The organism is Paenibacillus piscarius (genome assembly GCF_022234545.1).
GTDB lineage: Bacteria > Bacillota > Bacilli > Paenibacillales > Paenibacillaceae > Paenibacillus_AQ > Paenibacillus_AQ piscarius.
The window spans coordinates 150,246-176,507 of record NZ_JAIEUI010000008.1 but is presented as its reverse complement, the minus strand read 5'-3'; the positions used below and the strand labels follow the sequence as shown (position 1 = coordinate 176,507).

Annotated in this window: 29 protein-coding genes, 2 tRNA genes and 2 CRISPR repeat arrays; of the genes, 9 read left to right on the top strand and 22 right to left on the bottom strand. The window is 51.1% G+C overall.

All coding sequences use genetic code 11. The annotated features are described in order from the left end of the window. Window positions 1-10: 10 nt before the first annotated feature. The 5 genes from K1558_RS15380 to K1558_RS15360 form a co-directional block, all read right to left on the bottom strand. Window positions 11-934, bottom strand: coding sequence for a helix-turn-helix domain-containing protein (locus K1558_RS15380; RefSeq protein WP_238652482.1), 924 nt, complete (start codon window positions 932-934; stop codon window positions 11-13). A gap of 47 nt (window positions 935-981) precedes the next feature. Next, window positions 982-1,986, bottom strand: a complete 1,005-nt coding sequence (locus K1558_RS15375) for a Gfo/Idh/MocA family protein (RefSeq protein ID WP_238652481.1) — start codon at window positions 1,984-1,986, stop codon at window positions 982-984. Between the two features lie 768 nt (window positions 1,987-2,754). Further along, window positions 2,755-2,843 (bottom strand) — tRNA-Ser (locus K1558_RS15370). A gap of 6 nt (window positions 2,844-2,849) precedes the next feature. Then, a tRNA-Asn gene (locus K1558_RS15365) sits at window positions 2,850-2,925 on the bottom strand. Between the two features lie 85 nt (window positions 2,926-3,010). Further along, entirely contained in the window at window positions 3,011-3,763 is a 753-nt protein-coding gene (locus K1558_RS15360; RefSeq protein ID WP_238652570.1) for an MBL fold metallo-hydrolase, read from the bottom strand. A gap of 138 nt (window positions 3,764-3,901) precedes the next feature. Here K1558_RS15360 and K1558_RS15355 point away from each other — a divergent pair, with 138 nt between their 5' ends. Next, window positions 3,902-4,330 (top strand): Lrp/AsnC family transcriptional regulator, encoded by a 429-nt coding sequence (locus K1558_RS15355; protein WP_238652480.1) that lies wholly within the window; start codon window positions 3,902-3,904, stop codon window positions 4,328-4,330. Window positions 4,331-4,340: 10 nt separating this feature from the next. Beyond that, a complete protein-coding gene (locus K1558_RS15350) occupies window positions 4,341-4,979 on the top strand; it encodes a pentapeptide repeat-containing protein (RefSeq protein ID WP_238652479.1) in 639 nt (212 codons plus the stop codon). Here the strand turns inward: K1558_RS15350 and K1558_RS15345 are convergent. Beyond that, complete coding sequence (locus K1558_RS15345; RefSeq protein WP_238652569.1) at window positions 4,972-5,457, bottom strand: SprT family protein; 486 nt, start codon at window positions 5,455-5,457, stop codon at window positions 4,972-4,974. The two genes, K1558_RS15350 and K1558_RS15345, sit on opposite strands and share 8 nt — an antisense overlap. 119 nt (window positions 5,458-5,576) lie before the next feature. On the opposite strand from K1558_RS15345, the gene K1558_RS15340 reads away from it, so the two are divergent. Continuing rightward, window positions 5,577-5,936, top strand: a complete 360-nt coding sequence (locus K1558_RS15340; RefSeq protein ID WP_238652568.1) for a hydrolase/acyltransferase — start codon at window positions 5,577-5,579, stop codon at window positions 5,934-5,936. A gap of 121 nt (window positions 5,937-6,057) precedes the next feature. Further along, window positions 6,058-6,195, top strand: a complete 138-nt coding sequence (cmpA, locus tag K1558_RS15335; protein ID WP_238652478.1) for a cortex morphogenetic protein CmpA — start codon at window positions 6,058-6,060, stop codon at window positions 6,193-6,195. Between the two features lie 190 nt (window positions 6,196-6,385). On the opposite strand, the gene K1558_RS15330 is transcribed toward cmpA, so the two are convergent. After that, entirely contained in the window at window positions 6,386-6,556 is a 171-nt protein-coding gene (locus K1558_RS15330; RefSeq protein WP_200869223.1) for a hypothetical protein, read from the bottom strand. A 110-nt stretch (window positions 6,557-6,666) separates the two neighbouring features. Continuing rightward, window positions 6,667-7,161: a DinB family protein gene (locus K1558_RS15325; protein WP_238652477.1), complete on the bottom strand. Its 495-nt coding sequence runs from the start codon at window positions 7,159-7,161 to the stop codon at window positions 6,667-6,669. A 168-nt stretch (window positions 7,162-7,329) separates the two neighbouring features. On the opposite strand from K1558_RS15325, the gene K1558_RS15320 reads away from it, so the two are divergent. Continuing rightward, on the top strand, window positions 7,330-7,902 hold the full coding sequence (locus tag K1558_RS15320) for a CGNR zinc finger domain-containing protein (RefSeq protein ID WP_238652476.1): 573 nt from the start codon (window positions 7,330-7,332) through the stop codon (window positions 7,900-7,902). Between the two features lie 93 nt (window positions 7,903-7,995). Here K1558_RS15320 and K1558_RS15315 read toward each other — a convergent pair whose 3' ends face one another. Further along, window positions 7,996-9,120, bottom strand: coding sequence for a GGDEF domain-containing protein (locus tag K1558_RS15315; protein WP_238652475.1), 1,125 nt, complete (start codon window positions 9,118-9,120; stop codon window positions 7,996-7,998). Window positions 9,121-9,422: 302 nt separating this feature from the next. On the opposite strand from K1558_RS15315, the gene K1558_RS15310 reads away from it, so the two are divergent. Then, complete coding sequence (locus K1558_RS15310) at window positions 9,423-9,752, top strand: hypothetical protein (RefSeq protein ID WP_238652474.1); 330 nt, start codon at window positions 9,423-9,425, stop codon at window positions 9,750-9,752. A 41-nt stretch (window positions 9,753-9,793) separates the two neighbouring features. Next, window positions 9,794-10,027, top strand: a complete 234-nt coding sequence (locus K1558_RS15305) for a helix-turn-helix domain-containing protein (RefSeq protein ID WP_238652473.1) — start codon at window positions 9,794-9,796, stop codon at window positions 10,025-10,027. Window positions 10,028-10,094: 67 nt separating this feature from the next. Here the strand turns inward: K1558_RS15305 and K1558_RS15300 are convergent, their stop codons facing one another. Then, complete coding sequence (locus K1558_RS15300; RefSeq protein WP_238652472.1) at window positions 10,095-10,454, bottom strand: SH3 domain-containing protein; 360 nt, start codon at window positions 10,452-10,454, stop codon at window positions 10,095-10,097. Between the two features lie 514 nt (window positions 10,455-10,968). On the opposite strand from K1558_RS15300, the gene K1558_RS15295 reads away from it, so the two are divergent. Continuing rightward, complete coding sequence (locus K1558_RS15295; RefSeq protein WP_238652471.1) at window positions 10,969-11,502, top strand: hypothetical protein; 534 nt, start codon at window positions 10,969-10,971, stop codon at window positions 11,500-11,502. Window positions 11,503-11,572: 70 nt separating this feature from the next. On the opposite strand, the gene K1558_RS15290 is transcribed toward K1558_RS15295, so the two are convergent. The 7 genes from K1558_RS15290 to K1558_RS15260 all read right to left on the bottom strand — a co-directional run bounded on the left by K1558_RS15290 (window position 11,573) and on the right by K1558_RS15260 (window position 17,741). Next, window positions 11,573-12,121 (bottom strand): HAD-IIIA family hydrolase, encoded by a 549-nt coding sequence (locus K1558_RS15290; protein ID WP_238652470.1) that lies wholly within the window; start codon window positions 12,119-12,121, stop codon window positions 11,573-11,575. Between the two features lie 503 nt (window positions 12,122-12,624). Continuing rightward, entirely contained in the window at window positions 12,625-12,921 is a 297-nt protein-coding gene (locus tag K1558_RS15285) for a hypothetical protein (protein ID WP_420800437.1), read from the bottom strand. A 233-nt stretch (window positions 12,922-13,154) separates the two neighbouring features. Continuing rightward, a CRISPR array of direct repeats spans window positions 13,155-13,994; the repeat unit is 32 nt; unit sequence ATTTCAATCCACGCACTCACACGGAGTGCGAC. Window positions 13,995-14,240: 246 nt separating this feature from the next. Next, window positions 14,241-14,699, bottom strand: coding sequence for a RidA family protein (locus K1558_RS15280; protein ID WP_238652468.1), 459 nt, complete (start codon window positions 14,697-14,699; stop codon window positions 14,241-14,243). A gap of 47 nt (window positions 14,700-14,746) precedes the next feature. Then, entirely contained in the window at window positions 14,747-14,956 is a 210-nt protein-coding gene (locus K1558_RS15275) for a hypothetical protein (RefSeq protein WP_238652467.1), read from the bottom strand. Between the two features lie 95 nt (window positions 14,957-15,051). Continuing rightward, complete coding sequence (locus tag K1558_RS15270) at window positions 15,052-16,032, bottom strand: phosphotransferase (protein ID WP_238652466.1); 981 nt, start codon at window positions 16,030-16,032, stop codon at window positions 15,052-15,054. Continuing rightward, window positions 16,010-16,771 carry a hypothetical protein gene (locus K1558_RS15265; RefSeq protein WP_238652465.1) on the bottom strand — a complete coding sequence of 254 codons (762 nt, stop codon included), beginning with the start codon at window positions 16,769-16,771 and terminating at the stop codon, window positions 16,010-16,012. The genes K1558_RS15270 and K1558_RS15265 overlap by 23 nt, the downstream gene beginning before the upstream one ends. A gap of 418 nt (window positions 16,772-17,189) precedes the next feature. Beyond that, window positions 17,190-17,741 carry a TetR/AcrR family transcriptional regulator gene (locus tag K1558_RS15260; RefSeq protein ID WP_238652464.1) on the bottom strand — a complete coding sequence of 184 codons (552 nt, stop codon included), beginning with the start codon at window positions 17,739-17,741 and terminating at the stop codon, window positions 17,190-17,192. Between the two features lie 148 nt (window positions 17,742-17,889). Between K1558_RS15260 and K1558_RS15255 the strand changes: the two genes are divergently transcribed. Further along, window positions 17,890-18,828, top strand: coding sequence for a ketopantoate reductase family protein (locus tag K1558_RS15255; RefSeq protein WP_238652463.1), 939 nt, complete (start codon window positions 17,890-17,892; stop codon window positions 18,826-18,828). A 249-nt stretch (window positions 18,829-19,077) separates the two neighbouring features. Beyond that, window positions 19,078-19,986: a CRISPR direct-repeat array (repeat unit 32 nt; unit sequence ATTTCAATCCACGCACTCACATAGAGTGCGAC). 682 nt (window positions 19,987-20,668) lie between these two features. On the opposite strand, the gene K1558_RS15250 is transcribed toward K1558_RS15255, so the two are convergent. The 5 genes from K1558_RS15250 to K1558_RS15230 all read right to left on the bottom strand — a co-directional run bounded on the left by K1558_RS15250 (window position 20,669) and on the right by K1558_RS15230 (window position 26,248). Continuing rightward, complete coding sequence (locus tag K1558_RS15250) at window positions 20,669-21,475, bottom strand: hypothetical protein (RefSeq protein WP_238652462.1); 807 nt, start codon at window positions 21,473-21,475, stop codon at window positions 20,669-20,671. A gap of 15 nt (window positions 21,476-21,490) precedes the next feature. Further along, window positions 21,491-22,789: a radical SAM family heme chaperone HemW gene (gene hemW / locus K1558_RS15245; protein ID WP_238652461.1), complete on the bottom strand. Its 1,299-nt coding sequence runs from the start codon at window positions 22,787-22,789 to the stop codon at window positions 21,491-21,493. A gap of 4 nt (window positions 22,790-22,793) precedes the next feature. Then, window positions 22,794-24,080 (bottom strand): B12-binding domain-containing radical SAM protein, encoded by a 1,287-nt coding sequence (locus tag K1558_RS15240; RefSeq protein WP_238652460.1) that lies wholly within the window; start codon window positions 24,078-24,080, stop codon window positions 22,794-22,796. A 123-nt stretch (window positions 24,081-24,203) separates the two neighbouring features. Further along, the gene (locus tag K1558_RS15235) at window positions 24,204-25,487 is read right to left on the bottom strand and encodes a B12-binding domain-containing radical SAM protein (RefSeq protein ID WP_238652459.1); all 1,284 of its coding nucleotides are present in this window, start codon (window positions 25,485-25,487) and stop codon (window positions 24,204-24,206) included. 2 nt (window positions 25,488-25,489) lie between these two features. Beyond that, window positions 25,490-26,248: an alpha/beta fold hydrolase gene (locus K1558_RS15230; RefSeq protein WP_238652458.1), complete on the bottom strand. Its 759-nt coding sequence runs from the start codon at window positions 26,246-26,248 to the stop codon at window positions 25,490-25,492. Between the last annotated feature and the right edge of the window lie 14 nt (window positions 26,249-26,262).

Here is a 26,262-nt window from a genome sequence, read left to right as displayed (position 1 = left end):
CATCTCATCCTCACTGTTCATGTAGTTTTCGGGCCTTGCGGTATGCCGCCGGGGTCATGCCCAGCCGCTTGCGGAATACCGAATGCAGATACGTCGCATTGGTGAACCCTTCGGACTCCGCGATCTGTTCGATGGACAGGTTACTGGCTTCAAGCTTGCTGCACACCGCCTGGAGCCGGATCTCTTCAAGAATACGGCTGAAGGTTTGCTCCGGATCAATCTGCTTAAATATCCGCTGTAGCTGTCTTGCGCTGATGTTCAGCTTCTCCGCCACATTCTCCAGCGTCACAGCTGCTGAATAATTCGCTTCCATGTACTGAACAGCATATTGGTAACGGGAGGTCACCATATCCCGAACAGGTGCCGCAGCTCCCATCCCGCCTGTATCATAAGCTCTGGTTACCTTCAGCAGGATGCTGATTACGAGATGCTTGATGGAGGTGTAATATCCCGCAAGCTTGCCGTCACAGGCTTCATAGGCTTCCAGAAAACACTTCATCGCCCTGTGATAATCCTGCGCCGGGACAAGCGGCAGCTTCCTCAGCTTCTCCACACATTCCTCCGCTTCCGCAACCTCCCACGGATCTGCATCGTCCCTCTGCTTCTCCGTAATATGGACATGCAGACACAGCTCCTCCATCGACTCTTCCGCATCTGCTTCCTGACGGTGCATCACTCCCGGTCCGGTCAGATAGAGCATTCCCTCCGCTAAAGGATACTGCTGATCGCCAAGAATGACCGTTCCCTTGCCCCGCGGGATGAAATGAAATTCAAATTCAGCATGGTTATGGAAATCAATGACCCTCCCCGGCGGAAAAGAGGTCAAATGAAACCGGAGCACGGAAATTTCATAATGTCCCCACAGGATGGAAATATCCAGTCTTTCCAGTAGATCCGTCTTCTCAAACATTATCTCGAAGGGAAAAGGGCTCATGTTAACCTCCTGCTCAAGCTACGCTCTGTACCGGATAAGATAATTGATCAAGACTTCAGCTCGGCTAACCGGACCACCCGTCCTGCCTTTGCCGAGAGATTCGCCGCCTCCATTAACCGGGTAAGCTCCGTTGCCGCTTGAATATTGTCGGAAGCAACCGTGTTATCCCGGATGTGGGCAACCCACTGTGTAAAAGCGCTATCACGATTGGCCAGCACAGGCGTATCGCTCCAGGAGGCCCCTTGATCTGCCGCTTTATTGCTTCTGACGAGCAGCTTCGCTTCAGGCGTTCCATAGAGCAGAGTTCCTTCCGTTCCATGCACTTCAATGGTAAAAGGCGAGTAGCTGTTCACGAAGCCGGCTTCCACCACACCAATTGCTCCAGAATCCGTATAGAGCGTCGCTACTGCGTTGTCTTCTACTTCCTTGCCCGTCACATATCCGAAGCCCGCGCTTACCCCGGTCACCTCTTGACCCAGGAACAGTCTCGTCAGGTACATAGGATGACAGCCCAGATCAATCAAAGCCCCGCCCTGGCATTGCTCAAGGCTATAGAAATGCTCGGGAAGCCAGTTAGCCGTTGCACCGTTATGAGATAAGCGGACTCTGACATAAGTGATCTCCCCAAGCAGTCCCTGGCTTAGAATGTCGGTAACCGATAACGTATAACCGTCATTCAGCCGCGGCAGCGACACGGTTAGCTTCACTCCATGCTCCGCGACCTCTGAGAGGATCTCGTTAACCTCACTCAGTGTTGCAGCGACAACCTTTTCGGTGAAAATGTGCTTGCCGGCTCTGGCCGCTGCAATCATAACCTCCCGGTGCATCCGGGTTGGCGCGTCGACAATCACAGCATCGATATCCTTCCGGGCAAGCATGTCCTCCAGAGAATCATAAAACGGGACATTCAAGCTCTCTGCCGCCTTCCTGCCCCGCTCCGCGTCCTCGTCCCATACCGCTACGATCTCCGTATCGCTATGCTCCTGAGCCTGCTTCGTATAATCCCAGGCATGTACATGCCAATAGCTAATCTTGCCAATCCTGATGCTCACCCGCCTGCACCTCCATATACATTATTCTGACATCACCTATAAAGTATCATATAATAAGCAGGATTATTAGTAGATAAATGCGACATTAATTATATGGAATTACGACATCAGACAGGTGAATCGTATCGTTCAGAGGTTTAGATGTTCCCGCAAAAAGAACGCAAAACACCCCCACAAAGCAGGTACTTAGCGGGGGTCCCAAACATATCAACTCTTATATTTAAAACAAAATGCCTGCTGTATCGCCATTGTGGTCGGTTTTTCGACTACATTCCGCCCACACGCCTCTGCCGCACCGAATGTGGTCGGTTTTTCGACCATATCCCACCCATACGCCTCTGCCGTACCGAATGTGGTCGGTTTTTCGACCATATCCCGCCCACACGCCTCTGCCGTACCGAATGTGGTCGGTTTTTCGACTACATCCCGCCCACACGCCTCTGCCGTACCGAATGTGGTCGGTTTTTCGACCATATCCCGCCCACACGCCTCTGCCGTACCGAATGTGGTCGGTTTTTCGACTACATCCATCTCTGGCCCAAATGACCACGCGCTGCCCATTGTGTTCGTTGAATCCACATCAGACTAAAATTATAATTCCTAATCAATAATAAAAGGAGCTCGTTATGAGCTCCTTTTGTGTTAATTAAAGAACGGAGAGAGAGGGATACTCTCGCTGCGCGAGAGATTGCGATGCCATTGCTAACGAAGCTTATGCTCCAACGAACCACTGAGGGTTCTCATCCCTGGCAGGGAAGTTTAATCAAACGGAGAGAGAGGGATTCGAACCCTCGCACCGCTTACGCAGTCTAACCCCTTAGCAGAGGGTCCCCTTATAGCCACTTGGGTATCTCTCCAAGTAATGGCTCCCCGAACAGGACTCGAACCTGTGACAACTCGATTAACAGTCGAGTGCTCTACCAACTGAGCTATCAGGGAACATTCACATGAACTAAGGATTAATTTATCATGATTCTTCAGGTTAGTCAAGCGGGAAACGAGAGATTGTGAGATCGTTTACAATTCAGACCCACTCCCCATCCAGCGGCACGGCAACACGGCTGGACAAGCCTACCTGTTCCAGACGCTGCTTCAGCAGGTCCCGGGTCACATGGCAGTGGTTAATCGTATCCATGTGCACGGCAATCACAGAGGCGGACGGAGCGGCATAACACACCTCCACAATATCCTGTTCATTCATGGTAATCGGTCCTCCGCTCAGGAACTGTGCCCCTCCGGCATTGACGATAATCACCTCAGGTGCCTGTCCGTCAATTGCCTGCTGAACCTCTTCGCACCAGATCGTATCTCCCGCCAGGTACAGCACAGGCTCGCCCTCTGCCCGGAAGACGAAGCCGGAGACCTTACCCATTAATTCCCCGATCTCCCCGGTCCCGTGATGTCCGCCTGTACGTATCAGGGTCACCCCGCCATAGGACGCAGAGCCGCTGTCCTCGATCTCTGTAACATGCCCATAGCCTTGGGCTGCAATAATCTCACCGTCGCCTTCCTGGCAATACACCGGCAGCTCCTTGGACAGCTGCTCTGCTGCCGCAGCATCCCAGTGATCGGGATGCAGATGCGTAACCAGCACCACATCCGGCTCCAGCCACTGCTGAACAGGGCCCGGCAGGGGCACCAACGGATTCCGGCGGTCATCGCCCGAATTCATAATCGGCGGATTCACACCCTGCGCACTCAGCATCGGATCGATCAGGAACGTTACACCGCCGTATTCCAGCCATAGGGTGGCGTGGCGGATCAGCTTTATTTTCATCATATGCACCTCTTCCCGGATGTCTACCTTAAGATCAATTTCTGATACAATAAGTATAAATCAGGGCAAGAATAGAAGACATTGTGCCGCGAAAGAGATTCTTATGTTCTGCTTTCAGCCGGAAAGGAAATCAAGGAAATGACCCCACACCTCATCGACAATACCGATTACCGCATCCTCCAGCTGCTTATCGAAGACTCCACCCTAAGCCATAAGGATATCGGGGCGTTGGTCCATCTGACCGGCCAGGCCGTAGGCGCACGTGTCCGCAGAATGCGGGAGCTTGGCATTATTGAAGGCTACACTATCCGGTGGAACCCGCTGCGGATCGGCCAGAATATTCACGCTTTTATAGCTGTTTTTCTCAGCAGCAATAATGCTCATCAGCCATTCCAGGCGTTTGCGAAGGCCAATGCGAGTGTTACCGAGCTATACCGCATCAGCGGGGAAGGCTGTTACTGGATGCGTGTGCGCACGGCGGATCAGGAGGCACTGAATGTATTTCTGGACGAGCTATTGAAGTATGGGAATTACCGGCTCAGCCTGGACATGGGCCAGATCAAATAAGGAGGCCAAGATGAGCCATACCATTGAACCACCCAGACTCTCCGAGCCGGAGCTGCTGCCGCCGCTGTCTATTCACGCTCTCGCTTCCAAAGATGAATTCTCCCGCTACGTGATCGAAGGGGCGCTGATTGAATATCAGGAGGCGGAGCGGGTAGCTTTTGACCAAGTGGTATTCAAAAATGTGACCATCACCGAATCCGCCCTGCGCCGCATCGAGCTTACGGATGTAATCTTCGATCATTGCGACCTGTCGAACGTGGATTTCAGCGAAGCCTTCATGCACCGGACGGTGTTCAGGGATTGCCGGCTGACCGGTACGGACTTCACCGGGGCACGGTTCCAGAATGTATCGGTTACGGATTGTATCGGGGAGTATGCCGTATTCCGCTTCGCCCAGTTCAAAGGCGCTTCCTTCGATCGCTGCTCACTGGTGAGTGCGGATTATTATCAGGCCGGCATCAAGGGCCTCTATTTCTCCGAGTGCAATCTGGAGCAGGCCACGCTGGCGGGCTGTAAGCTGCAAGGCGTGGACCTGAGCGACTGCGAATTCACCGGCCTGCTGGTGGATCTTCAGGATCTGGACGGCTGCATCATCTCTGCGGAGCAGGCGGCTTCTTTTGCCGGATTGCTTGGACTTGTTATTAAGTAGCGGGCCCCTTGCTAACCTCCAGCGTAACCAGCTTCAGCATTCCGGAGCAACGGCCGCAGCGGTAACGTCCCGGATCGGCTCTGCGCTTGCGCAGGTATTCGGTGGCACAGGCGATGCATACCAGCTTATAGCGGTACGGCTGCGGCTTGCGGGCCTGGGCACCCGGCAGGGTCTGGCAGTAACGGCTGCCGCCCACGCGGGCGAGCAGTGCCTTGAAATCGGCATCCCGGTGCATATACCCCCGCTTCGCCAGATGCAGGTGGTAGTGGCAGAGCTCATGCTTGATAATTTTCTCCGTCTCCTCCCGCCCGTAGGTGGCAAGCTGCCGGGGATTAATCTCTATATTATGGCTTTTGGTGAAATACCGTCCGCCCGTGGTCGTCAGTCTGCTGTTGAAGCTGGCCGTATGCCGGAAAGGCACGCCGAAGCTGTTCAGCGACACCTGCTCAATCCATTGCTGCAGCTCTTCGTTGCTCATACTGGTCATAGCGTTCCTTCACGGTCCTCTCTGCCTGAATTTAGATCTCTACTTGAATTGTAACTTGCCCATACGCTACACTGTCAAGAAGGAAGACAAGTCCGGAGGGAGAATGAGTGATGCCAAGAATGCGGTACGTCATTATGCAGCAGGAGCAGGAGCTTCAATTCGTGGAGATGCCGGAGGAGTATGCTTACCAGTTAAGCGCCCTCAATCTCCGCCTGAACAAAGAAATCGACAAGCTGACAGCCGAGAATGTACCCGGACTGCCGCGGGCGGTGGCCGAATGCGAGTCACTGGAGCTATTGCGTGAAGAGCATCACCTGGAGTCGGGGCTGGCGTATATTAACCGGCTGGAGCAGGCTTTTGCCTCCATTAAGGAGGAGCATTACCCCCTGATCTCACTATTGACTGAAATCCGGGCGCTCCAGGCCCAGCTTGAACAATGGTACGAAGAAGAGGAAGAACGGGTGCAATAGCCCCCGGTTGGGACAGCCATCATCAATTAGAGCTTGCACAACTATTGCCGAAGACGCACCTTTGGGCGGATTTCCCCATATGCTATCTATACACAGGATGCATGTTAGAGGAGGGATTGCCTTGCCACAGTGGCTCCGTCAACAGCTCATGAAGGCCTATCTCAAGAAAGACCGCCGTCAGATCAAGCTGCTCAACGAATGCTGGTTCTTTTACCGGAATACCTCAGATTCCCCTGAGATGATCCGGAAGAACGTATAACCCGGGTGGTGTCAAGTGGAAACGGCTATGCCGTCCTTTTTAAGGGCGGTATCGTTTCAGCGAGAAATATAGGGATAAATTATCGTGTGGAACATATACATTCTTATATTTCAAAAAAAGCCGCGATTCCCTTGAGGGATCGTGGCTTTTTGGTATGGCTTCCGTCTCAGGTCCGTGCTTGACTGCGGCGTTACTTAAACATCGGGAAGACGTATTTCACCAGGAAGAACAGCACCCCGAACGTGATAATAATGTAAGCTGCATATTTGATGAAAGTGGAGGCGACCAGACTGGAATCCGACTTCCGGTGCACCTCTGTCCGTTCAACCTCTACGCTTCTGTCCTTGTAATTCGGCTCCATCTTCACTCTCTCCTCTCGGGTTGTAGTTGCATGTCATCCATTAACCCGGGGATTTGGAGGTGAAACAGTGCGGGAGAAGCACAGATTACTTGTAAAATATGGCTGTCCCTTTAATCAAAACGGCGTGTCCCCGGCCAGGAGCCCTGCAGCTTGCGGACCAGCACAATCTGTCCGGTATGGTACGCGTCATGCAGAATCAGGCTCATTACCTCTTCGCCTGGAGCATGCCCAGAGCCGCCCCAGTCGTAGGCACCCTCTTCCAGGGCCACAATCACCTCACGCAGTCCGGCATGAACCGACTTCAGCTTGGCCACCGCCTGCTTCCAGGCCTCTTCCCCGCTCTCCGTTACAGTGAACGTAGCGTCATTGCTCTCCAGATCCGGCAATTTCTCCATTCCCTTAAGCTTGCGCAGCAGGCGCTCCTTATAATACGTCAGATGATTCACATTCTCCCAGATCGAATTGCCCGCAGCCCCCTCCGGCTTCCAGAGCGCCTGCTCACTGGTCACACCCTCCAGCGCAGCACTTAGCGGCGGTGCCCAATCCTCGATATCCATCACATAATCCCAATTTTCTACCAGCACATCGCTAATTTTGTTCTTCATCTGTATCCCTCCTGCAATTTGGTGGAGCAACAATGTAACGATTAAACACGCCAAACAACAGTTACATTGGAACTGTAACATATTTGCCGGAGCGGATCAAGTAACTAGCAAAGCTTATATTTAACTGTTACAATCAAAGGAAGGAAGAAACGAAAGGACCGATGTTACGTGCTGTGGGTAGATTTCATGAACAGCTATTGGCGGGATTGGCGGACGGGCGACCGGAGCAAGGACCGGGACCGGCTGGACGAGCCGGAGTGGGTAGAGAACTGGCTGACAGGGCAGAAGCTGCCGGCTGCGGGCCCTCTTTTGCTGGAGGAATTGGAGCGGCTGAAGGAGCTGCGCGGGCGGTTATGGGACGAGTTACAGCGGCTGGTTGCAGGTGAAGAGCCGGAAATGGCGCTGCTGGAGCAGTTGAATGCATATATGGATAACGGGCCTGTAGTACGGCAAGTGACCGGGATAGCTGAAGGCGAACCGAGAATCTCACTGTTGCCGCAGCGTGCGGACTGGGGACAGATTATGGCGGAGATTGCGGCGTCTTTTGTGGAGGCGTTATTAGAGAAGGAGCCCTCGCGCTTCCGCATCTGCGGGAATCCCGACTGCCTCTGGGTCTATTATGACGACACCCGCAACCGCTCGAAGCGGTATTGCGACGACAAGCTATGCGGGAATCTGATGAAGGTAAGGCGGTTCCGGGCACGGCAAAAGGCGGCAGCGGATGAAGGTACGGCGGAGTGAGCGGATTGCCGGGGGCGGCTAACCCGTTATAGGCAGAGGTGCAGTTGCGGCAAATCGGACCGAGCAGTTAGGAGCCGGCAGCGTGAGCCATACCTACACAGCGTTCCTCTGCGTCGGCGGGGTCAGTGTCTTGTTTTTGCCGGAATGCTTGGCGGTATAGAGCAGATGGTCCACTTCCTCGAACAGCTTCTCTTTGGAGTTACCTTCGGCATAACTCTGGAGCCCGATGCTCACGGTAACCGCCCGCTGGTCCATCTCCTCATGGGGCGTCTGCGCCAGCTCCTGGCGGACCTGCTCGATGAGGCTGTAAGCTTCCTCGAAGCTTTTCTCGAAGAGCAGAATCGCGAACTCCTCCCCGCCATAACGGGCGGCAATATCGGCGGGCGAGATATGGTCCTTGATGATCTGGGCCACCCGTGCCAGCACCACATCTCCCGTGCGGTGTCCATATTTATCGTTGATCAGCTTGAAGTTATCAATATCAATCAGGGCCAGATGGAACGGGGCGCCGCGGCTGCCGAACTCCAATGCTTTTTCATAGAATTCGTGAAAAGAAATATGGTTATACAGCCCCGTCAGCGCATCGGTGGTAGACAGCTTGCGGATCACCGCGTTCTCGATCATCAGGTCCTGCTTCGCCGTCAGGGTAGCCTCCAGATCGCTCGCCAGCTCACGCCCGTTAATGATGACAATGCCCGCCACCAGCGTGCCGACCAGCAGAAAGAGCGGAATCGCAATCAGATCGAAGTCCGTAAGGTAATACTTGAACCAGTAATCCCAGCGGTAGAGAATGAAGAAGGCCGCCGCCTGCAGAGCAGACGTGAACAAGGTCAGATCCAGCCGGAAAAAGATCGCGGACGCAATAATCGGCAGCAGCATCAGCGCCCCGATAATCCGGATATCCATATTCAGATGGATGATCATCATCGCAATAATGGTTCCCGCCACAAACAGCAGCACGAACGAATACTTCGGCGCCGCATAATCCACCAGCTGCGTGATCCCCACCACCGCACTCATCAGCACGGTCGGATAGAGCAGTACATCATAGTAGAACTCATGCGCTCCCATCGGATACGGCAAGCTGATGTAAGCCCCCAGCTGGGCCAGAAAATGCAGAGCAATCACCAGCCAATACGTATACAGAAACCGCTTGACCCACTTCGCCTGCCGGTGCGCCGAAGTCTCCGAAGGGCCCATGTAATCTCTCAATCTCAACGCTCTCACCCGCTGCCCCCAGATTCTATCTCCAACTTCGTTGTACACATTGCTCCTATTTTATCACGTCTGCTCTGGCAAGAATACTCACTTGTGGGATATGTACGGGGGTGGGGGAGCGGGATGGTTATCGGGGGCGAAAGGACAGGATGGGGTTGTGGGATTGAATCTCGCGATTGTATAAGTAGTTAGCTGGTTTGTGATCCTGCTAAAACATATAATATAAATGAAGTGCTATCGCTCCGTGAGAATGCGTGGACTGAAACTTGTGGTTAAACATTCCTTAAAAAGAGGTGTGAAAAATGAACATCAATTACTTCGAGCACCAGGAGATGATTGCTGCGAACTTGGTGAACTTTTTGCGGCTTAGAGGTATGTCTAAATTATCTTTAGCGAAACAAACAGGGATACCCCGACTATCCATCGATCAGATCCTGAGCGGCGAAAGTACCTGCCCTAAGCAATACAACTCACAAATCACAAAGATAAACTATACCTTCGGGTTATTGGATCATTACTTTATTACAACCCTCGCTTCTGCTAACCCCGCTTTCGATCAAGGTTATTCAGGCAAAGATCCACTGGCTAGGGAGTTGTTGGATGGCTTAGAGATAGGTATCAACAATAAATAACATGCCTTCAAATTTAAATATTTTAATTTAAGAGGAGACATATGGATTTTGATAAATACACATTGCACTGTAAACTCGACCAAATTTTAAAGGCACACAATATCTCAGTACTTAAACTTTCCAATGAAATCGGACACCGAAGAACAACCATTATGGAATTAGTACACAACACCAACATGGATAAAAAGAAAATATCCGCAGAACTAATTATGAAGCTATGTCTCTATTTCGAGGTCAGCCCTAACGATTTATTTGAGGTACGCCGGAAGGAATAGGATAGGATAAAAAGCACTGAGTCCTGCGGCTTCGCAGATTATTCAGTACTTTTACTTAGGAAAAGGATCAAACCAGATTCTTGTATTCGGATAAACAAAAAGTTGGGACCCATCCGTATTCGTTATTCTCTGTTTTACAGTAAGTCCAATCGTTCAAGTGCTTTAATCCCCACAGCAATTCCCGTTGAGCAACTGTTAGTTCATGCGCGGAATAATCTTCAGTAACGATTGCGATGCCTTGGCGATCTGGAGACGTTAAAATCTGCTTCGGCACCCATCCCTCTTTATTAGTAGACACTGATTTACAAAAAATCCAGTTAGGGAATTCAGTATCTTCCCTGCCATACCACACTTCTTGTCCCTTTTGCAGGATGATTGGATCAGGATAACTAGACATATGAGTTTTAATTACGGTGTATCGTTGCAAGGTAGGATGTCTCCTCTCGTATTAAAGTGCGACGATCCGCGAACAATACATATTTTCCATAGACCAAATTTCAATCCACGCACTCACATAGAGTGCGACAGCCCTCTCCTCCTATTTTAATCCATCTCAAGTCACTCTGCATAACGATAAATCTCTCAATATTGTAGTTTTTTTGTTGTGTGTGCAGCGTATCTTATGCATCAGGCCATTAGATATACTGGTAGTGGTGGTAAAGCTCGCCATTAAACTATATACCTGAAGAGGAAAGGAATCGAGCTCAATGAAAAAATATATATTAACGTCTATCGGCGCTATTGCACTTTTAAGTTACCTAATGGGGTCTAATGATACTTATGCACTCCAAGCCCAGTCAAAAGCAACTCCATCTCACACCCTAGTCCCATCCAGTAAACCGACTCCTTCCCACACCCCATCACCAAAATTAGCCCCCTCCCCTACGCCAGTACCTAAAGCACAGAGCATAGATGCCTTAATTCCAGCCGGGTGGCATATTTTGGAGCCATACCTGGGGGAGAAGGCCCTCGCCAAAGGCGACTTAAATAAAGATGGTATCCCCGATCTTGCAATGGTCATCGAGAAGGATGCGGTCAAGGGAGAGGCGTCTCCGCGATCCCTTTTAATCGCTTTTGGCGGCAAAAATAACACATACACCCTCTCGATCATCGCCAAAAATGTCATTTTACAGGCAGATGAGGGCGGCATCTGGGGCGATCCTTTTGATAGCCTGACGATTGACCGGGGTTCTGTGCTGGTTAGCGATTACGGGGGGAGCAACTGGAGATGGTACAACAAGTACCGGTTCCGGTATCAGGATCAGGATTGGTTTCTGATTGGTTCCACCCAGGGAAGCTACTTTACAGGAGCCACCACCATGGATCAGGCGGACGAGGATGACATTAACTATCTGACCGGACAATTTATAGAGCGGCGAACGGACGAACAAGGACATACCACAACGAAAAAAGGAACTCAGAGGAAAAAGCCTTTGATCCGCCTAAAGGAGTTCAACCCGGAAAACGTACAATAATCCATCGCAGCTATACATTCAAAATCGTTCCAACATACATCTGTAAAAAAGCAAAGCGGACAACACTGCCCTACTCAGCCGTTGTCCGCTTTATTGTGCTAACCAGCCATTTTGCCGCATCCAGGAGGTCCTTCGCAATATAATCCGGTGCTGCCTGCTCATACCAGAGGTGACGGTATTTATCCAAAGACTGCATCCCCCAGCCTGTCTCGACCAGAATCCTGCTGGCCCCCACTGCTGCCGCTGCAAGCATATCCGTGGAACCCACATCGCCAATCACCGCACACCGGGTTAAATCTATTCCAAGATCGGCGGCCGCTTGCTGGAGCATTCCAGGTTGCGGTTTGTGGCATACACAGCCGTCTTCGGGCTCATGGGGACATATGTAGGCAGCGTCGAATCCGTAACTGTCAAATTCATTCCGGAAATCTATTTCTGTAGCCCGTCCCCTCGATATGTTGTGCTGATTCGTAAGGGCGATGATCGGGATTCCATGTTCTTTGAGCAGTTGCAACGCTTCTGTTGAGGATGGATATAATTCAAAATCCCGCGGATGAATGAAATGGCCGTTCCCGCCCAAGGTTCCATCGCGATCAATAAATACAGCCTGAAGGGTCAAGTGGGATCCTCCCTCACTGTAAAGTTGCTGCTGTAAGCTACCTACGTTGTGGTCAATACCTGGGCGATTACGCCAATTATGATGAATACTACTCCAGTAGTAAGACCCATTAAAGCGTTGTTTCTTAGTGCATGGACATTATTAGTGTCTTTAGACCCCCGGTTAGCTAAACGGATTATCTTGGACTCGGGTTTAAAATACTGGAGTACTGAAACAGCAAGTAATAGCAAGCCTAAGATCATCATTACCATTGTTTTCACCTCGTTTAAAATGATCAGGAAGATTAATTTCACTCCACAGTATAATTCTAACATTTTTAGTTAAGTGGAGCAAAGAAAGCGCAAATAGCCTCCATGTATACACGAAGGCATCCCGATAAATTTGTTTAAGGGCAAGGATATGGGGTTATTGCTTTTTCTTTCTGAACCATCCAAAAAACACAACAAAAATCAAAACAACAATCACAAAACCGCTCATGACTATCACCCCTTTTGAGGATTATATCATGAGTCGGTAAGCGCTTGAACCGCTAATTCCAGAGCTCTAAGCCTTCTTTCCAAAAGCGTTCTTTGCGGACTGCCTTCCTTAGACTTCGCATAGCTGGATTCGACGGATGGGGTCAACCCGATTATAACATTGCGTGCTTCTGCACAATCGTCCGGGGTGTAAGAATGGGGTTTTTGATTCCATAGCTGTTCTAGCACTGCTAAGCCAATGCTAAGCGCTTTAAGACGTTTTTGGACTAAGGTCGTATTCGTACCTTTTTGCGTCATCTGGGACAGGGCATTCTCCAGCTTCATGATCGTTGATTGTAATGATTTGATGGATTCCAACTTTTCTGCGTCTGATATGTTTTGCAAAATTCACTCCTCCTAATTAGAACTTAAGTAGTTTTCTGTGGTGCTTGATTTTTTCTTAAAAGCTTAGCCAAATCTTAATATTCGCAGGCTTTTAGTCCGTTGTTCGGTATTTCATGCATGCACTCACAGGGAGTGCGACAGTCATCGCCAAGATCGAAAATGACAAAGGCTTGATTTCAATCCACGCACTCACACGGAGTGCGACTAAACATGATTCAACACTATCTGGACATGCTCCAATTTCAATCCAGGCACTCACACAGAGTGCGACGGCAAGCAAGATCATAGTCCCCACAGAGCCAGGAGGCATTTCAATCCACGCACTCACACGGAGTGCGACTTACAGCTACAAAGGTATGAGCTTCGTCCCCATTAAATTTCAATCCACGCACTCACATGGAGTGCGACGATTGCAACAACCAACATCCGTACTAACCCCAAACTATTTCAATCCACGCACTCACCTGGAGTGCGACGGCTGTGGTCCAGGACCACCTTAAGCGCACTGGTAATTTCAATCCACGCACTCACACGGAGTGCGACCGGATTAGACTCATCCTCTCTTCCTATGCTTTGGAGATTTCAATCCACGCACTCACACGGAGTGCGACGAGCCCTATGCGCAAGATGAAGCTGATCAAACAAAAATTTCAATCCACGCACTCACACGGAGTGCGACGAGCACCTGATACGTCAGCGACGCCACCGCGAGGATATTTCAATCCACGCACTCACACGGAGTGCGACGCATACGCAACGGACGGCGCGGCAATGAGCCAACATTTCAATCCACACACTCACACGGAGTGCGACGCCGGCCACCGATATATCTGCGTAGGGATTAACATTTCAATCCACGCACTCACACGGAGTGCGACCTCGTCAAGTGTGCGTTTAACCGCGTCGTCCTTGGCATTTCAATCCACGCACTCACACGGAGTGCGACCACACGTCCGGAGGAGACGTCGCGGCGACATCGAAATTTCAATCCACGCACTCACACGGAGTGCGACAGCGAAAAAGAGCATAACCTATGCTTTTCCCGTATCCATTTACTATCTGTTCCCTAATTCTATTCTTGAAAAGATATACGTCCACCCTTGACTTTTTAAGACTACCCTCAGATTTATAGACTTTCGACAAATTCTGAGGTGCGAAACCCCCAGGAATTTCATGGGAGCTTGGCATTCGCACCGGCTCTCTTTTCTATTTTAATCCATCGCAAGTGATTCTGCATAACTATAAATCTCTCGCATCCTTTACTCCTCAACCTCAAATATGGAATCAATAATGATGGGAAGATTGTCTCTAACCGAAACAGCTCCAAAGACTGAACGGGCATGGATACCTTTTTCACCGAAAACATCCAGCATCAGGTCAGAACAGCCATTAAGCACTTTATGATGCTCTTCGAAACTAGCGACCGCATTAACAAAACCCTGAATTTTAACGACTCGTTTCACTTTATCCAGTGTATCTAAAGCTGTTTGTAGTACAGCCAAAATTTCAATCCCCGTTTGTCGTGCAAACTGGTAACCTTCTGCTGTGGAATACTCCTGACCTAACTTACCTTTAGGCGTACCAGCAGGTCCTTTGCCTGAAACGAACAATAACCCGTTTACTTTTACGTAATTTGCGTACTTAGCTGCCGGTTCGCTTGCATGGGGGAGAACGATTCCTAATGTTGCTAATCTACTAGCCACTGTTTGATCAGTCATTTTTCAATCTCCTCACTCATTAGATTTGGAAGAATTATAGTAAGGTATCAAGGTATGGCATACTTCTCTCTAAATTCTTTGATTAATTCATCCCTTTTATCTTTTCCAACAAGCATCCAAGTTTCGTTTTGAAACCGAGTTGATATTAACATTTTTGCAGTATTAATTCTTAGGTTTTTACCTAAAGGTGTTAAGGCCAGAGAACAGAAAAGTATAACCAGGACTGCAATTCCTAAAACCATTCGTTTTAAATTCATGATCCTTCCCTTCCTTCGTATGCCGTTCTATGTACTTAAGCAAAAAGGAAATTGTTCCGTAAACAGCCCATTGTTAGCATCTTACTCTCGAAGCTTCAAGCTCCCGTCACCATGTCTAAGTATTTCCTTAGATCATCTTTAGCTCGCGAATCACTGGTCCAAGCTCCTAAATTCCAACTCATATATCTAAGTCCTAAGTAACGGGAGGCGATCGCATACAGTTGACTGAACTGATTAATAGGAAATTCGATGTTTGAGACAGCCAGTTGCCGCTTATACTCCTCCAGTTGTTCCGAAGTACGAAACCGTAATGGGATATCTAAAAATATAGATCCGTACCGTGTCTCTTCCCAATCAATAAAGTATACATCCGCATTGTTATGCACCAGCACATTTCCCGGATTAAGGTCGTTATGGATTAACGTCTGGCTGGTTTCATCATGAATTACCTGTTGAATATCCTCCAGAATCGTATTAGCTGCTGCTTCTACAGAGAGGATGTAATCCCCAAAGACGTCTATAAACTGCTCGTTTTCCTTGGCCTTCTGCCATTGGGGCTTCCAACGTTCAAGAATCATCTTTTCGATATGTAAGCTGTCTGCTTCAGGTAACCATGAAAGTTCTTTCTTTTGACCAAAGTTAGTGAGGTGGATATGTGATAGCGTTTTCGTCTCACTGAGCTGAAGTGAATGAATATCCAGGCTCCCATAGTCTGTCTGAGCGTCAACGTCCTGTAAACAAACCAGGGATCTCTCCTCTGATTCAGCACCATCTGAATAAGAATACGGTACATTGGCTCTTTGGGCATAAAGCGCGCGCAATACTTGCCGTTCCAGCCTGGTTGCCTGCTTTGAAACTAGGGATACCCTCGATGTTTTGTAATCCGCCTGGATTATAACCGAATGGCGATTTAACTCCACAGCTTGAAAACCCAAGCCCATAGAATTGCTCTCAATACTTAGGACTTCTGCCTTAGGGTTTATATATTCGCGTACAGTCCTTTGTACCAATTTAAGGATATTATTATTTACTATTGTCACGTTCTCACCCAAATCATTCAGTTTTTTCAGCCCCATTACTTTCAATCCCTTTATAAAGCGCACTGAAATCTTCACCTTCATTTAGAGAATCAATAAGCTGCAATAAACCAGGTGTTCCAACAATCCCGTACCATCTCGAAACCTCATAACATGCCAATTCATAATTCATAGTACTTGTAGCCTTAGCCTGAAATGCAGAATGGGAGTCCAGAAGATTGAAATCCACGGGCTCTTTACCGCCATTCGTTTGAATGCTCCAAGTCTTCTCATAATCGGTAAACCGGCCATCCACCATAGCAGCTAAACCCTCGTCGAACCATACTGGCACCTTGCTGCTGTTTTTGAGCCTCTTCCTTAATTCTGCATGGGTAAATTCATGAGCAATGACGTTTACGTTATAACCGCGTGGTCCGATTACAATATAACTATTCCATGGATAATAATAAGTTTGCCCAATATCTGAGTCTGCGTAATTTTCCAGAGTCTCATTGGATTTTGCATAGATTACAACAGGGATCGACTCTTTCTGGCTAAAAAGTGATTTGATTTTCTCAGCAGAGGTCTTAACAAAATGGCTTACTTCTGCTTGCTCACTCTCATTGATATCAGGTTCAACGTATACGTTATGAGCAATTTGCTTCATATTTGAGAACTTGACTAATACAGCATTAGTTTGCTTAGTATAAATTAAATATAAGAGCAGTAAGATGAGAACGAATCCTAGAATGGTAGAAAAGCCGATTATTTTGATCCTTTTTGATCTGCGTAATGTCAATGTAATCTTCTCCAGACAATTAAATTAGTGCCAGAATAATACTTACACCAGTTAGTGCAAAGAAAATAACAGAAATTTGGCGGTTCCTGCGCATTTTGATTCCGTACGAGCAAAAGAAGATTGCGGCTGCTAGCTTGGCAATACTATTAGAATAGGCATAATTCGAAAACATTGAACTGCTAAATAGAATAGAAGCAAGTAAAGTCAAAGATATAAAAATTTGAAACCATAGCGGTTCCCTTATAAATTGATAGTACATGGATTTTAACGCTTTCATGGCATCCTATCCTCTACGTTTTTTCAACTATCTTATCACAGAGAGCACCGAGAATGAGGATCTACCACCGCTTAACCCAAATTGGCTCCAGATTAGAGTAACCCATGGCTTGCAGCAGCTCCCAAGAGGTATCTTAACATATTAAGGAATTACAGTAGTCCCAATTCCGTTTGTAAACAGGGTATCTACCAGCTTGACCAATTCTTCCGACGACAGATCTTTGTCATTGCGTATCCACAGGCGAAACATCGACATTAAGGTGGATATGTAAAACTCAATGATATACGGTGCTAAAGCTTCATTTGCCGGAAGGTCCACAATCAATTTCTCCAAGGGAATTTCTCTTTTCAGGCGTTCGATAAAATGAACAGAACCATAGTCGCCCAAGAGGGCTTTCAGAACTGAAATTTCCTCTGCATTTTCCAGGCATTGCAGTGCGTCTTGGAAAGAATGAGTGGAGAACTCTCTGGTTGCCATTTCCTCTTTAATGGATGTAAAGACACGCTCTTCCACGTAGTCCAACAACTCATAGATATCCGTAAAGTATTGATAAAATGTACTGCGGTTATATCCTGATCGTTTCGCGATCTCTTGGATCGTTATTTTTTCAATTGGTTTCTGGCTATATAAATCGCAGAATACATTAATAAAGGTTTGCCTTGTTTTATCTGTAATTTCAGGTTGCTTCTTCATTATTGGCCTCCAGGTTCTGTACATCGATTATACGACAGATCTTAAAAATCTGATGGTTGATGGTCCTATAGCAGACCTATACAATGACATTATACAACACGTTGTTGGATAATCAACCAGGATTAATATATAGGCTCAGGAGGCTAATATGCGAATTTTATTTTTCGGCAGAGGTGTCATATCGACTCAGTATGGTTGGGCTTTTGAACAGGCAGGGCATACAGTGGAGTTCTACGTTAGACAAGGGAGAAAAGCAACCTTCGGCAGAAGCATTGAGCTTGAAATGTGGGACGCACGAAAAAGGAAACAGCTCATAAAAGAACGCTGGAACGTCAAGCTGCATGAGGAGATTCGGCCAGATTATGATCTCATTATTGTGAGTGTCAACACGGAACAGCTTCCGGCAGCAGCACAACTTTTATCGACTCATGCAGGAAACACGCCTGTTCTGATCTTCAATAACCTTTGGCAGGATTTGAAATCATCGATCTCACCCCTGTCTATGAACAATGTGGTCTTTGGGTTCCCGGGAGGCGGCGGTGGCATTGAGGACAACAGGCTTAGAGGCGGCTTTTTAAAAATGCTGTTTCTGGAACAACCACGAGTAGGCACCGAACCTATTAACAACAAGGTCAAAAAGCTATTTGAAAGTGCCCATTTTAAAATTAACTGGCTCAAGGATATGCAGAACTGGCTCTGGAATCACTTCGCGATGAATGCGGCGATGGAAACCGAGGTGTTGAGACTGGGAAGTTTTGCGGCACTCATGAATGATAGCGATTCCTTCGCAAATGTTGGCAGGAATATGAGGGAAATGATCCCCGTAATAAAAGCCAGAGGCGGAAACGCTGATATGACTTCTCTGCTGTTGACTAAGATCCCGCCAGCACTGCTAGGCACGCTGTTTAACAAGGTGATTTTTGCAAAAGGCAGCTTAGCACGGCTTTTCATGGAATACAACAATAGCAAAGCAGGCTTTGCGATACATGAAGTTGTGCGGGAAGGGAAAAAGTTAGGGATCGCTTTGCCGCGGCTTACTGCGGCGCTGGAAAATTCCGGGCAACATAAATCAGACGTATCAGGATAGGAAAGGTTTAAGATCCTCTTGGTCGGCCGTATAGCGGTCGGCCTTTTTGGTAAAGTTCTATCCATGTACTCATTTAGAGCACAACTGGGACATACATAAACTATACCAAAAATATACGAATTTCAATCCACGCACTCACACAGAGTGCAACCCTCTCCCTTGGTGTCCAGCTTGACGACCTTAGATTTCAATCCACACACTCACGTAGAGTGCGACTAAGACGGTAGCCGACATCATTAATCATTACGCATTTCAATTCGCGCATTCACATAGAATGCGACAACAAGTCGAAGGTCTCTGGATCTACAAAAACGGATTCCAATCCACTCACTCACATAGAGTGCGAAGAGGTACCCATGACTAACCAAACAGACCTCATCAACATTTCAATCCACGCACTCACACGGAGTGCGACGCTGCTGGTGGCCGCGCAGACAGCGGGCGACATGCTATTTCAATCCACGCACTCACATAGAGTGCGACGCGACAGTTTCATCGCCGTCACCGGTACACCGGGCTATATTTCAATCCACGCACTCACACAGAGTGCGACATGAATCGCTTTGGTGTGGCCGACTGCATATCCGATATTTCAATCCACGCACTCACGTAGAGTGCGACGAGTATTTGATTCACACCATCGTCGCTCAGCTTCTTATTTCAATCCACGCACTCACGTAGAGTGCGACAAGACGGGGCTGGGTTTCTATCCGACACCAACGGAATTTCAATCCACGCACTCACGTAGAGTGCGACAAAAAGCTCCATGTCCCGGTACCACTTCCCTTTTGATTTCAATCCACGCACTCACGTAGAGTGCGACCTGACCGGAAATACAAGACGGCTGCGGCGTTGATGATTTCAATCCACGCACTCACGTAGAGTGCGACAGTTGGCTTGATACCCGCAGGGATCGTTCAGAAATTATTTCAATCCACGCACTCACATAGAGTGCGACGGGTCACAAAGTCAATGCCCTGCTGCTCGATGTTGATTTCAATCCACGCACTCACATAGAGTGCGACCAGGCCCATGAAGTCGAATTTCTTGGCGATCTGAATTTCAATCCACGCACTCACATAGAGTGCGACTATAGCGAGATTTACACGCATATACGCCCCATCCTATTTCAATCCACGCACTCACACAGAGTGCGACAGCGGAAAACAGCATGACCTATGCTTTTTCCGCATTTATTCACTACCTATTCCCTTACTCCAATCTCGAAAAGGTATATGTCTACCCTTGACTTTTCAAGTGCTCACTCGATTTCTGAGGGTTTCGACAAATTCCGAGGTGCGAAACCCCTGGGGATTTCATGGGAGCTTGGCATTCGCACCGGCTCTTTGTTTCTATTGTACCTCTTCGGCCATATTCTGCATAATCCTAAATTGTCTCAACACGGTATCCGCCAAAGCCTTACAACACACTGCAAATAAGCCGGACCGCATACTTCAGTATGCAGGCCGGCTATCTCAGTTACTTTTACGTGACTAGGGCCTCAGCAAGGTGCTCCCTCCCACACTTCCAAGTGGACTCAGAGGCCCTTATTCCGCGAAAAATCCAACTTTTGCAGCATTCGCGGACCACAGGGCTGTTATTGATGGATAATCCACCTGAAAACGCCTCACAGGGAGACAATAAGCGCACCACAGTCCGCCAAGTAACAAAAAACAAGGTTTGTTTGAAAATAACGGCCCTCAGGTCCGCGAAGGTGCATGGAGGGGCAGAGTTGGGCAAGCAGACGGGTTCGCTCCCTCAACAAGCGTATTTCCCAGGAGCCTTACGCTACCGCCCCCATCCAATCCCCCACGAAGCGCCGCATTCCGCCCCTCCCCCATCAAGCATTCAGCAACAACTGAATGCGCTCCACGTCCTGGCTGAATTTCTTGGCCAGGCGGGCTTTGCCGAGGTTGGACTTCACTATTTTTTGCATCCGCTTGTCGCCGTTGACGGCGAACTTGGCCAGCATCTTGAATCCGGCTTCGGGGGCTCGCTCGACGAAGACGCTGAGCGCGTACTCCAGGCCCTTGGACAGCACGCGGAATTCCTCCGCGCCGCAGCGGGTGCGGCCTTCGGCGATGCCGTCCAGGATCTCGTCCGACAGCTCCAGCGCATACAGCACGTTCGCCTGCCCCTTCAGCATCGGCGGGTGAGCCAGCGCGGCGACGAAGGCCCGCTGCTCCAGCGCGCTGGCGCTGCCCTTCATCTCATCGAACAAGCGCCGCAGAGCGCCGAAATCCTGCTCCCCGATGCGCTGCAGCGCCATCGCTGCCGCCTCGCGCATCCGCCAGCGGCCGTCATTCATCGCAGCCTGGCAGCGCTCCAGAATGACCTGCTGCCGGGCAGGCTCCGCATAGCCGTAATAGCTTCCCATCGCCTGTAAGGCGCAGAATGGCAGGAACTCGCGGGCATCGTCGGTCGGCGCTTCGGCCTCCGGCTTGCTGCTCCATGCCAGCACCAGCTCCCACGCTTCGTCCGTCACCCAGTCGGACGCGAACGCGTCCGCGAAGGCGGAAGCCGCCCCCAGATTAGCCCTCGGCCCCGGCAGGTTCGACTCGCCCATCAAACGCTGCTCCAGCTCCGCATACTTCCCGGCCTCCTGCAGATCGCCGTAGAAGACGTTTTTGCTCACTTTACTGTTCATCCCAGTACCCCTCCATCATTTTGGAAAAGCCAGCTTGATATGTTCCTCGCAGAACTCCTTACATACATTGTTGCCCCAGAATAACCCTTCGAACCGTGTCAGCGCAATGGTGTCCTCGCGGATCTCCACCAGTCCCTCCATCACGAACTTGGCGAACAAGTCAGGGAACATCTCCTCCGGGAAGTTGCCGAACTTACGCCGGAACTTCTGGCGGTCAATGGCTGTGCGGCGCAGACCCATCGCGAGAAACTGGTTAGGCAGATCGTCTGCCTTCACTTCGTAGCCTAAAGCAATGGGCAGGCTGCCGGATGTAATCTTTTTCACATATTCAGGGAGCAGTTTCACATTCTGGTAGGCGTAGCCGCCCACATCCCCGAAGGCCCCCAGCCCGACCGAGAGCAGGTCCAGGTGATCGTCGAAATGCTTGCGGCTGTAGACATGATGCCCGCCCGGCAGCACAAAGTCATAGGTCGATTCAACCGCATACCCCTGCGACTCCAGGTAATGGCAGGCCTCCACATACATCTGCTGCTCCAGCTCAATTCCGCCGCAGGGCGGCAGCTCGCCGCTGACAATACGCTTGGCCAGCCCGAAGCCGGGGATGATCTTCAGCGGGAATAACGTGACATGGCCGATGCCAAGCTCCGCCACCTTCGCCAGATCCTCCAGCCATTCCGCCATTGTCTGGCCCGGCAGATTGTACATCAGATCCAGGCTGACATTCGCAATTCCCGCCTCTCTGGACTCCTCAATACTCCGCAGCGAATCCTCCCCGTTCTGGAGCAAGCCGAGGCGTCTGCCCAGCACATCGTTGAAGGTCTGCACCCCCAGGCTGATCCGGTTCACACCTAGCGCCTGAAGCAGCTTCAGCTTGGAAGCCGTGAACGAGGCGGGATTCCCCTCGAACGTGATCTCTTCGATATGCTGCATGGGAAGGGTGGCCTGGAGCTGTTCGAATAGGGCGGTGATCTCTTCCTCCTCCAGCACACTGGGCGTCCCACCGCCGATATAGAGTGCTTCCACCGAGCTATTACGGATCTGCGGCGTATTCCCGTACATCTCCAGCTCCCGGAAGAGAGCAGCCAGATACTCCTGGCGGGCTTCCTGCTCATTGAACGCCTTAGGGTACGGGCAGAACGGGCAGATGGAGTCGCAAAAGGGAATATGTACGTACGCCAGCTTCGGGCTGGCAGCCGTACGGTCGAGGTTCATCAGGGACGGCAGGCGCTGGCTGTCCTCCGGCGTGACCGGCGTGTTCCCCATGGGATAATGTCCGATCCCGATCTCGCGGAACGGGTATAGCGGCTTGTTCATTCGATCAAGTCCTTCCTCCAATTGAATTCATAAGCATATCCTTATAGATGTGGCGCGATCTCTCCAGCGCCTTCACAAGCAGGTCAGCGCTATAATCCTTGGACTGGTAAAAGACCGGAGCCAGCAAATCATCCTCCGGCCGGATCACCTGCTCCTTCAGTGCAACATGGTACAGCGACGTATGCGGATAGACCCGGATGCCCTGGCTCGCCAGAATGTACACAGGATTCATCTGATTCACGGTCTCTACCGTCTCCTGCACGGTCACTTCGCACTCCCCCGGTCCGCCGAACAGCAACGATACCGAATAGGGGAGGTGATATTGCTCTAGCAGGCGACCCAGCGTCACTAGCTGCTCGGGAGTGAATTGCTTGCCCATCCGCCTCAGCATCTGCCGGGAACCGGAGTCGGCCCCGATGTCCACGAAGCGGCAGCCGTTCTCCTTCAGCGCGCGGATCAGCTCCTCCGTAATCTGGGCCGGGGTCAAGGCGCAACTCCATTCCAGCGTGGGGCTGGTGCGGCCGATCAGCCGGCAGAACTCCACCGTCTCCTCCACATCATGATTGAACACACCGTCTACGAACGTAATGTTGTGCACCTGATATTCCGTCTCCAGAATCCTCATGTCCTCGCAGAATTGCTCCGCCGGAATACGGCAGGCCACGGGCTGGTTGTAGCCCTCCGAGCAGTAGATACAGTGACGGCTGCACCCCCGGGAGGCCTGATAGCCCATGGAGGCCTTCTTGATTCGTGGATTTGGAATAAAATACTGCGGAGCGAACAGCGACTTCGGCGGAATACGGCTGTACACCGGATGATAGGCGGGGTCTGCGATCCGTACCGTCCCTGACTCCGGGGCCAGTCCTTGCTCCAGCTCACAGGCCAGCCGCACCGCTTCCGCTTCGCCTCCGCTCCCCTTGATCCCATAGTCCGCTCCGAGCGCCTGCACCAGCTCCTCCGGCATGACCAGCATGGCTGCACCGCCCAACAGTACCCGGGCTGAACTGCTGGTCCGGCAGACCTCCATGACTTCGCGGATGAATGGAAGATAGCTCTCCGGCTGCTGGATCACCTGGTTGTCGATGTTGCGCACCGACAGGCAGATCAGCTCCGGGCGAAACGCCTCCAGCGCTTCGCGCAGCACTTCAAGCGGCTCCTCAACGAAGGCCAGGTCCACAAAACAAGTCTCGAACCCGGCAGCCGTCAGCGCTGAATAGACCATCCCCGCCCCGACCGGAAGGGCGGGCAGCGGCTTCAGCAGCGTATTCGCAGACACAACCAATACTCTCATGATTCGCGCTCCACTCTGTTCTTTCTCATGATTCGCGTTCCACCTTGTTCTCCTTAGATAAGAAGAAACGGCTGCACGTTACTCCGCAAGAGAAGGCATCCGTTTCTTCGGGCATAACTATTCTCATATGAACATCCACTCCGGGTTACGCTCCCGGTACGGACGGCAGATGCTGTTCGCCTGCTCCAGACTCAGCTCCGGGGACATGAAGAACTTCGGCTGCAGCAGCTCATCCGGCTCCGGGGAACCGGCATAGCTGTACATATCGGTCGACGGCAGAATGCGGATGCCGAACAGGCCGAAGATGCGCTGAACGGCAAGCTCCTCCATCAGCTCCAGCGTCTCGGTCAAGGTCTCCGGCGTCTCCTCCGGCCCGCCAATCAGCAGACAGAAGCTGAAGGTAAGCTCCGCCTCACGGCAGAGCTGCACCACGGTACGGATCTCACCCTGCCGGAAGTTCTTCTTGAACGACCGCAGGCAGATGTCGCTGCCGGAATCGATGCCGAACTCCACCTCTGTGCAGCCTGACTGCTTGAGCAGCCGGGCGAACTCTGCGGTGAAGAACCGGGGATTCAGGAAGCAGCCCCAGGATACAGGTGCGTCCCGCAGAATCAGCTCCCGGCAGATATCCTCGGCGTGCTCCAGCGGGAAGTTGAACACACTGTCCACGAAGTCAAAAGAGCGGATACCATGCACCAGCGCCATCTGCTCCACCTCTTCGGCCACCGCTTCCGGCGACCGCAGACGGACGTTACGACCCTCCAGAGAGGGGTAGGCACAGTACGTGCAGCTTAGGGCGCAGCCTCTTTTGGTCAGAACATTATGGCGCACCTTGCCCTCCACATCATAGCTATGCAGGAATCCGCTGCGGCTCGGGAAATACGCCTGATCCAATTGCTCCGGCGCATCCGGCGGCCAGTACTGCCACTCCCCGTCCGCTGCCCTGAACATCAGGCCGCTGACCGAAGAAGGAGTCTTCCCGGCCTCAAGCTGGTCAATCAGCTCAACGATGCTGTTGCAGCCATCGCCCACAATGCCATATTCCGCCCCCGTCTCCTCCAGCCACTGCCGGGGCAGGAGCGAGAAGCCCGCTCCCCCCAGAATGACCGGTGCCGCGGGGTTCCATTGCCGGACCCAGCCCACCAGAGCAGAGGTCTGCTCCACGAAGCTGCGGGGATATTGCATACAGCAATTATCCAGATTGCGGATCGAGAGGCCGATGTAATCCGGCGCATAATCATCCAGGTAGGAGGTGACCGCCTCGCGGGTATACTCCAACTGGGTCATATCCAGCATCCCCGCCTCCCGCCCGGAAGCGGTAAGCGCAGCATGGATATAGCTCAGCCCCAGCGGAAATACAGGCGGCCGCTTCTCCGTGTTCGCCGAGATCAGCAGCACTCTGCCCATGCTCACGCCTCCCGGAGGAACGTGAGGATAGCCTCGCTGACCACAGCAGGCTCCTCCAGGAACATGAAATGCCCGGTTCCCGGCACCGCCAGCATCCGCGAATCCGGCAAATACCGGTTCAGCTCCAGTGCCTTGAGCAGCGGTGTGATCCGGTCCTCCTGGCCGGTGACGATGAGCGTCCGCTGCCGGATGCCCTGCAGGAACGGGCGCAGATCAGGATGCTGAATCTGGATCATCAGGCGGTGAGTCGCCGCAGGCAGCCGGGACCATCCCGCCAGAATCCGCTGCTGTACCTCTTCATGGCCCTCCGTGAAGAAAAAAGGAACCGCCGCCGCATTCGTCTGCTTCACCGTATCCGGCGTGATCTCTTCCCCCTGGTCCGGCCGCTTGAACGGAACCTTGAAGGTGGCGGCCGCCCCCATCAGGACCAGCTTGTGCACCCGCTCCGGCTCCCTTGAGGCCAGCAGCAACGCCAGCGTGCTGCCCAGAGAATGCCCGATCAGGGTGACCCGCTTCAGACCACGCTCATCCAGCAGCCGGATCAGATCATCCACCATGTCCTCCAGCGTGAAGGCAGGACCGGTGTATTCCGACTGCCCGTGTCCTCGCAGGTCAGCACACAGCACCTGATAATATGGTCCCAGCGACTGGGCCAGTTCGCGGAAGACCTCTGAGGAATCCCGGTTGCCGTGCAGGCACAGCACCGCCTCCCCCGTACCCTGGCAGCTATAAAATAAAGGGTTACCCTTCGTCTTCAACATGTACGTTCGTTCCT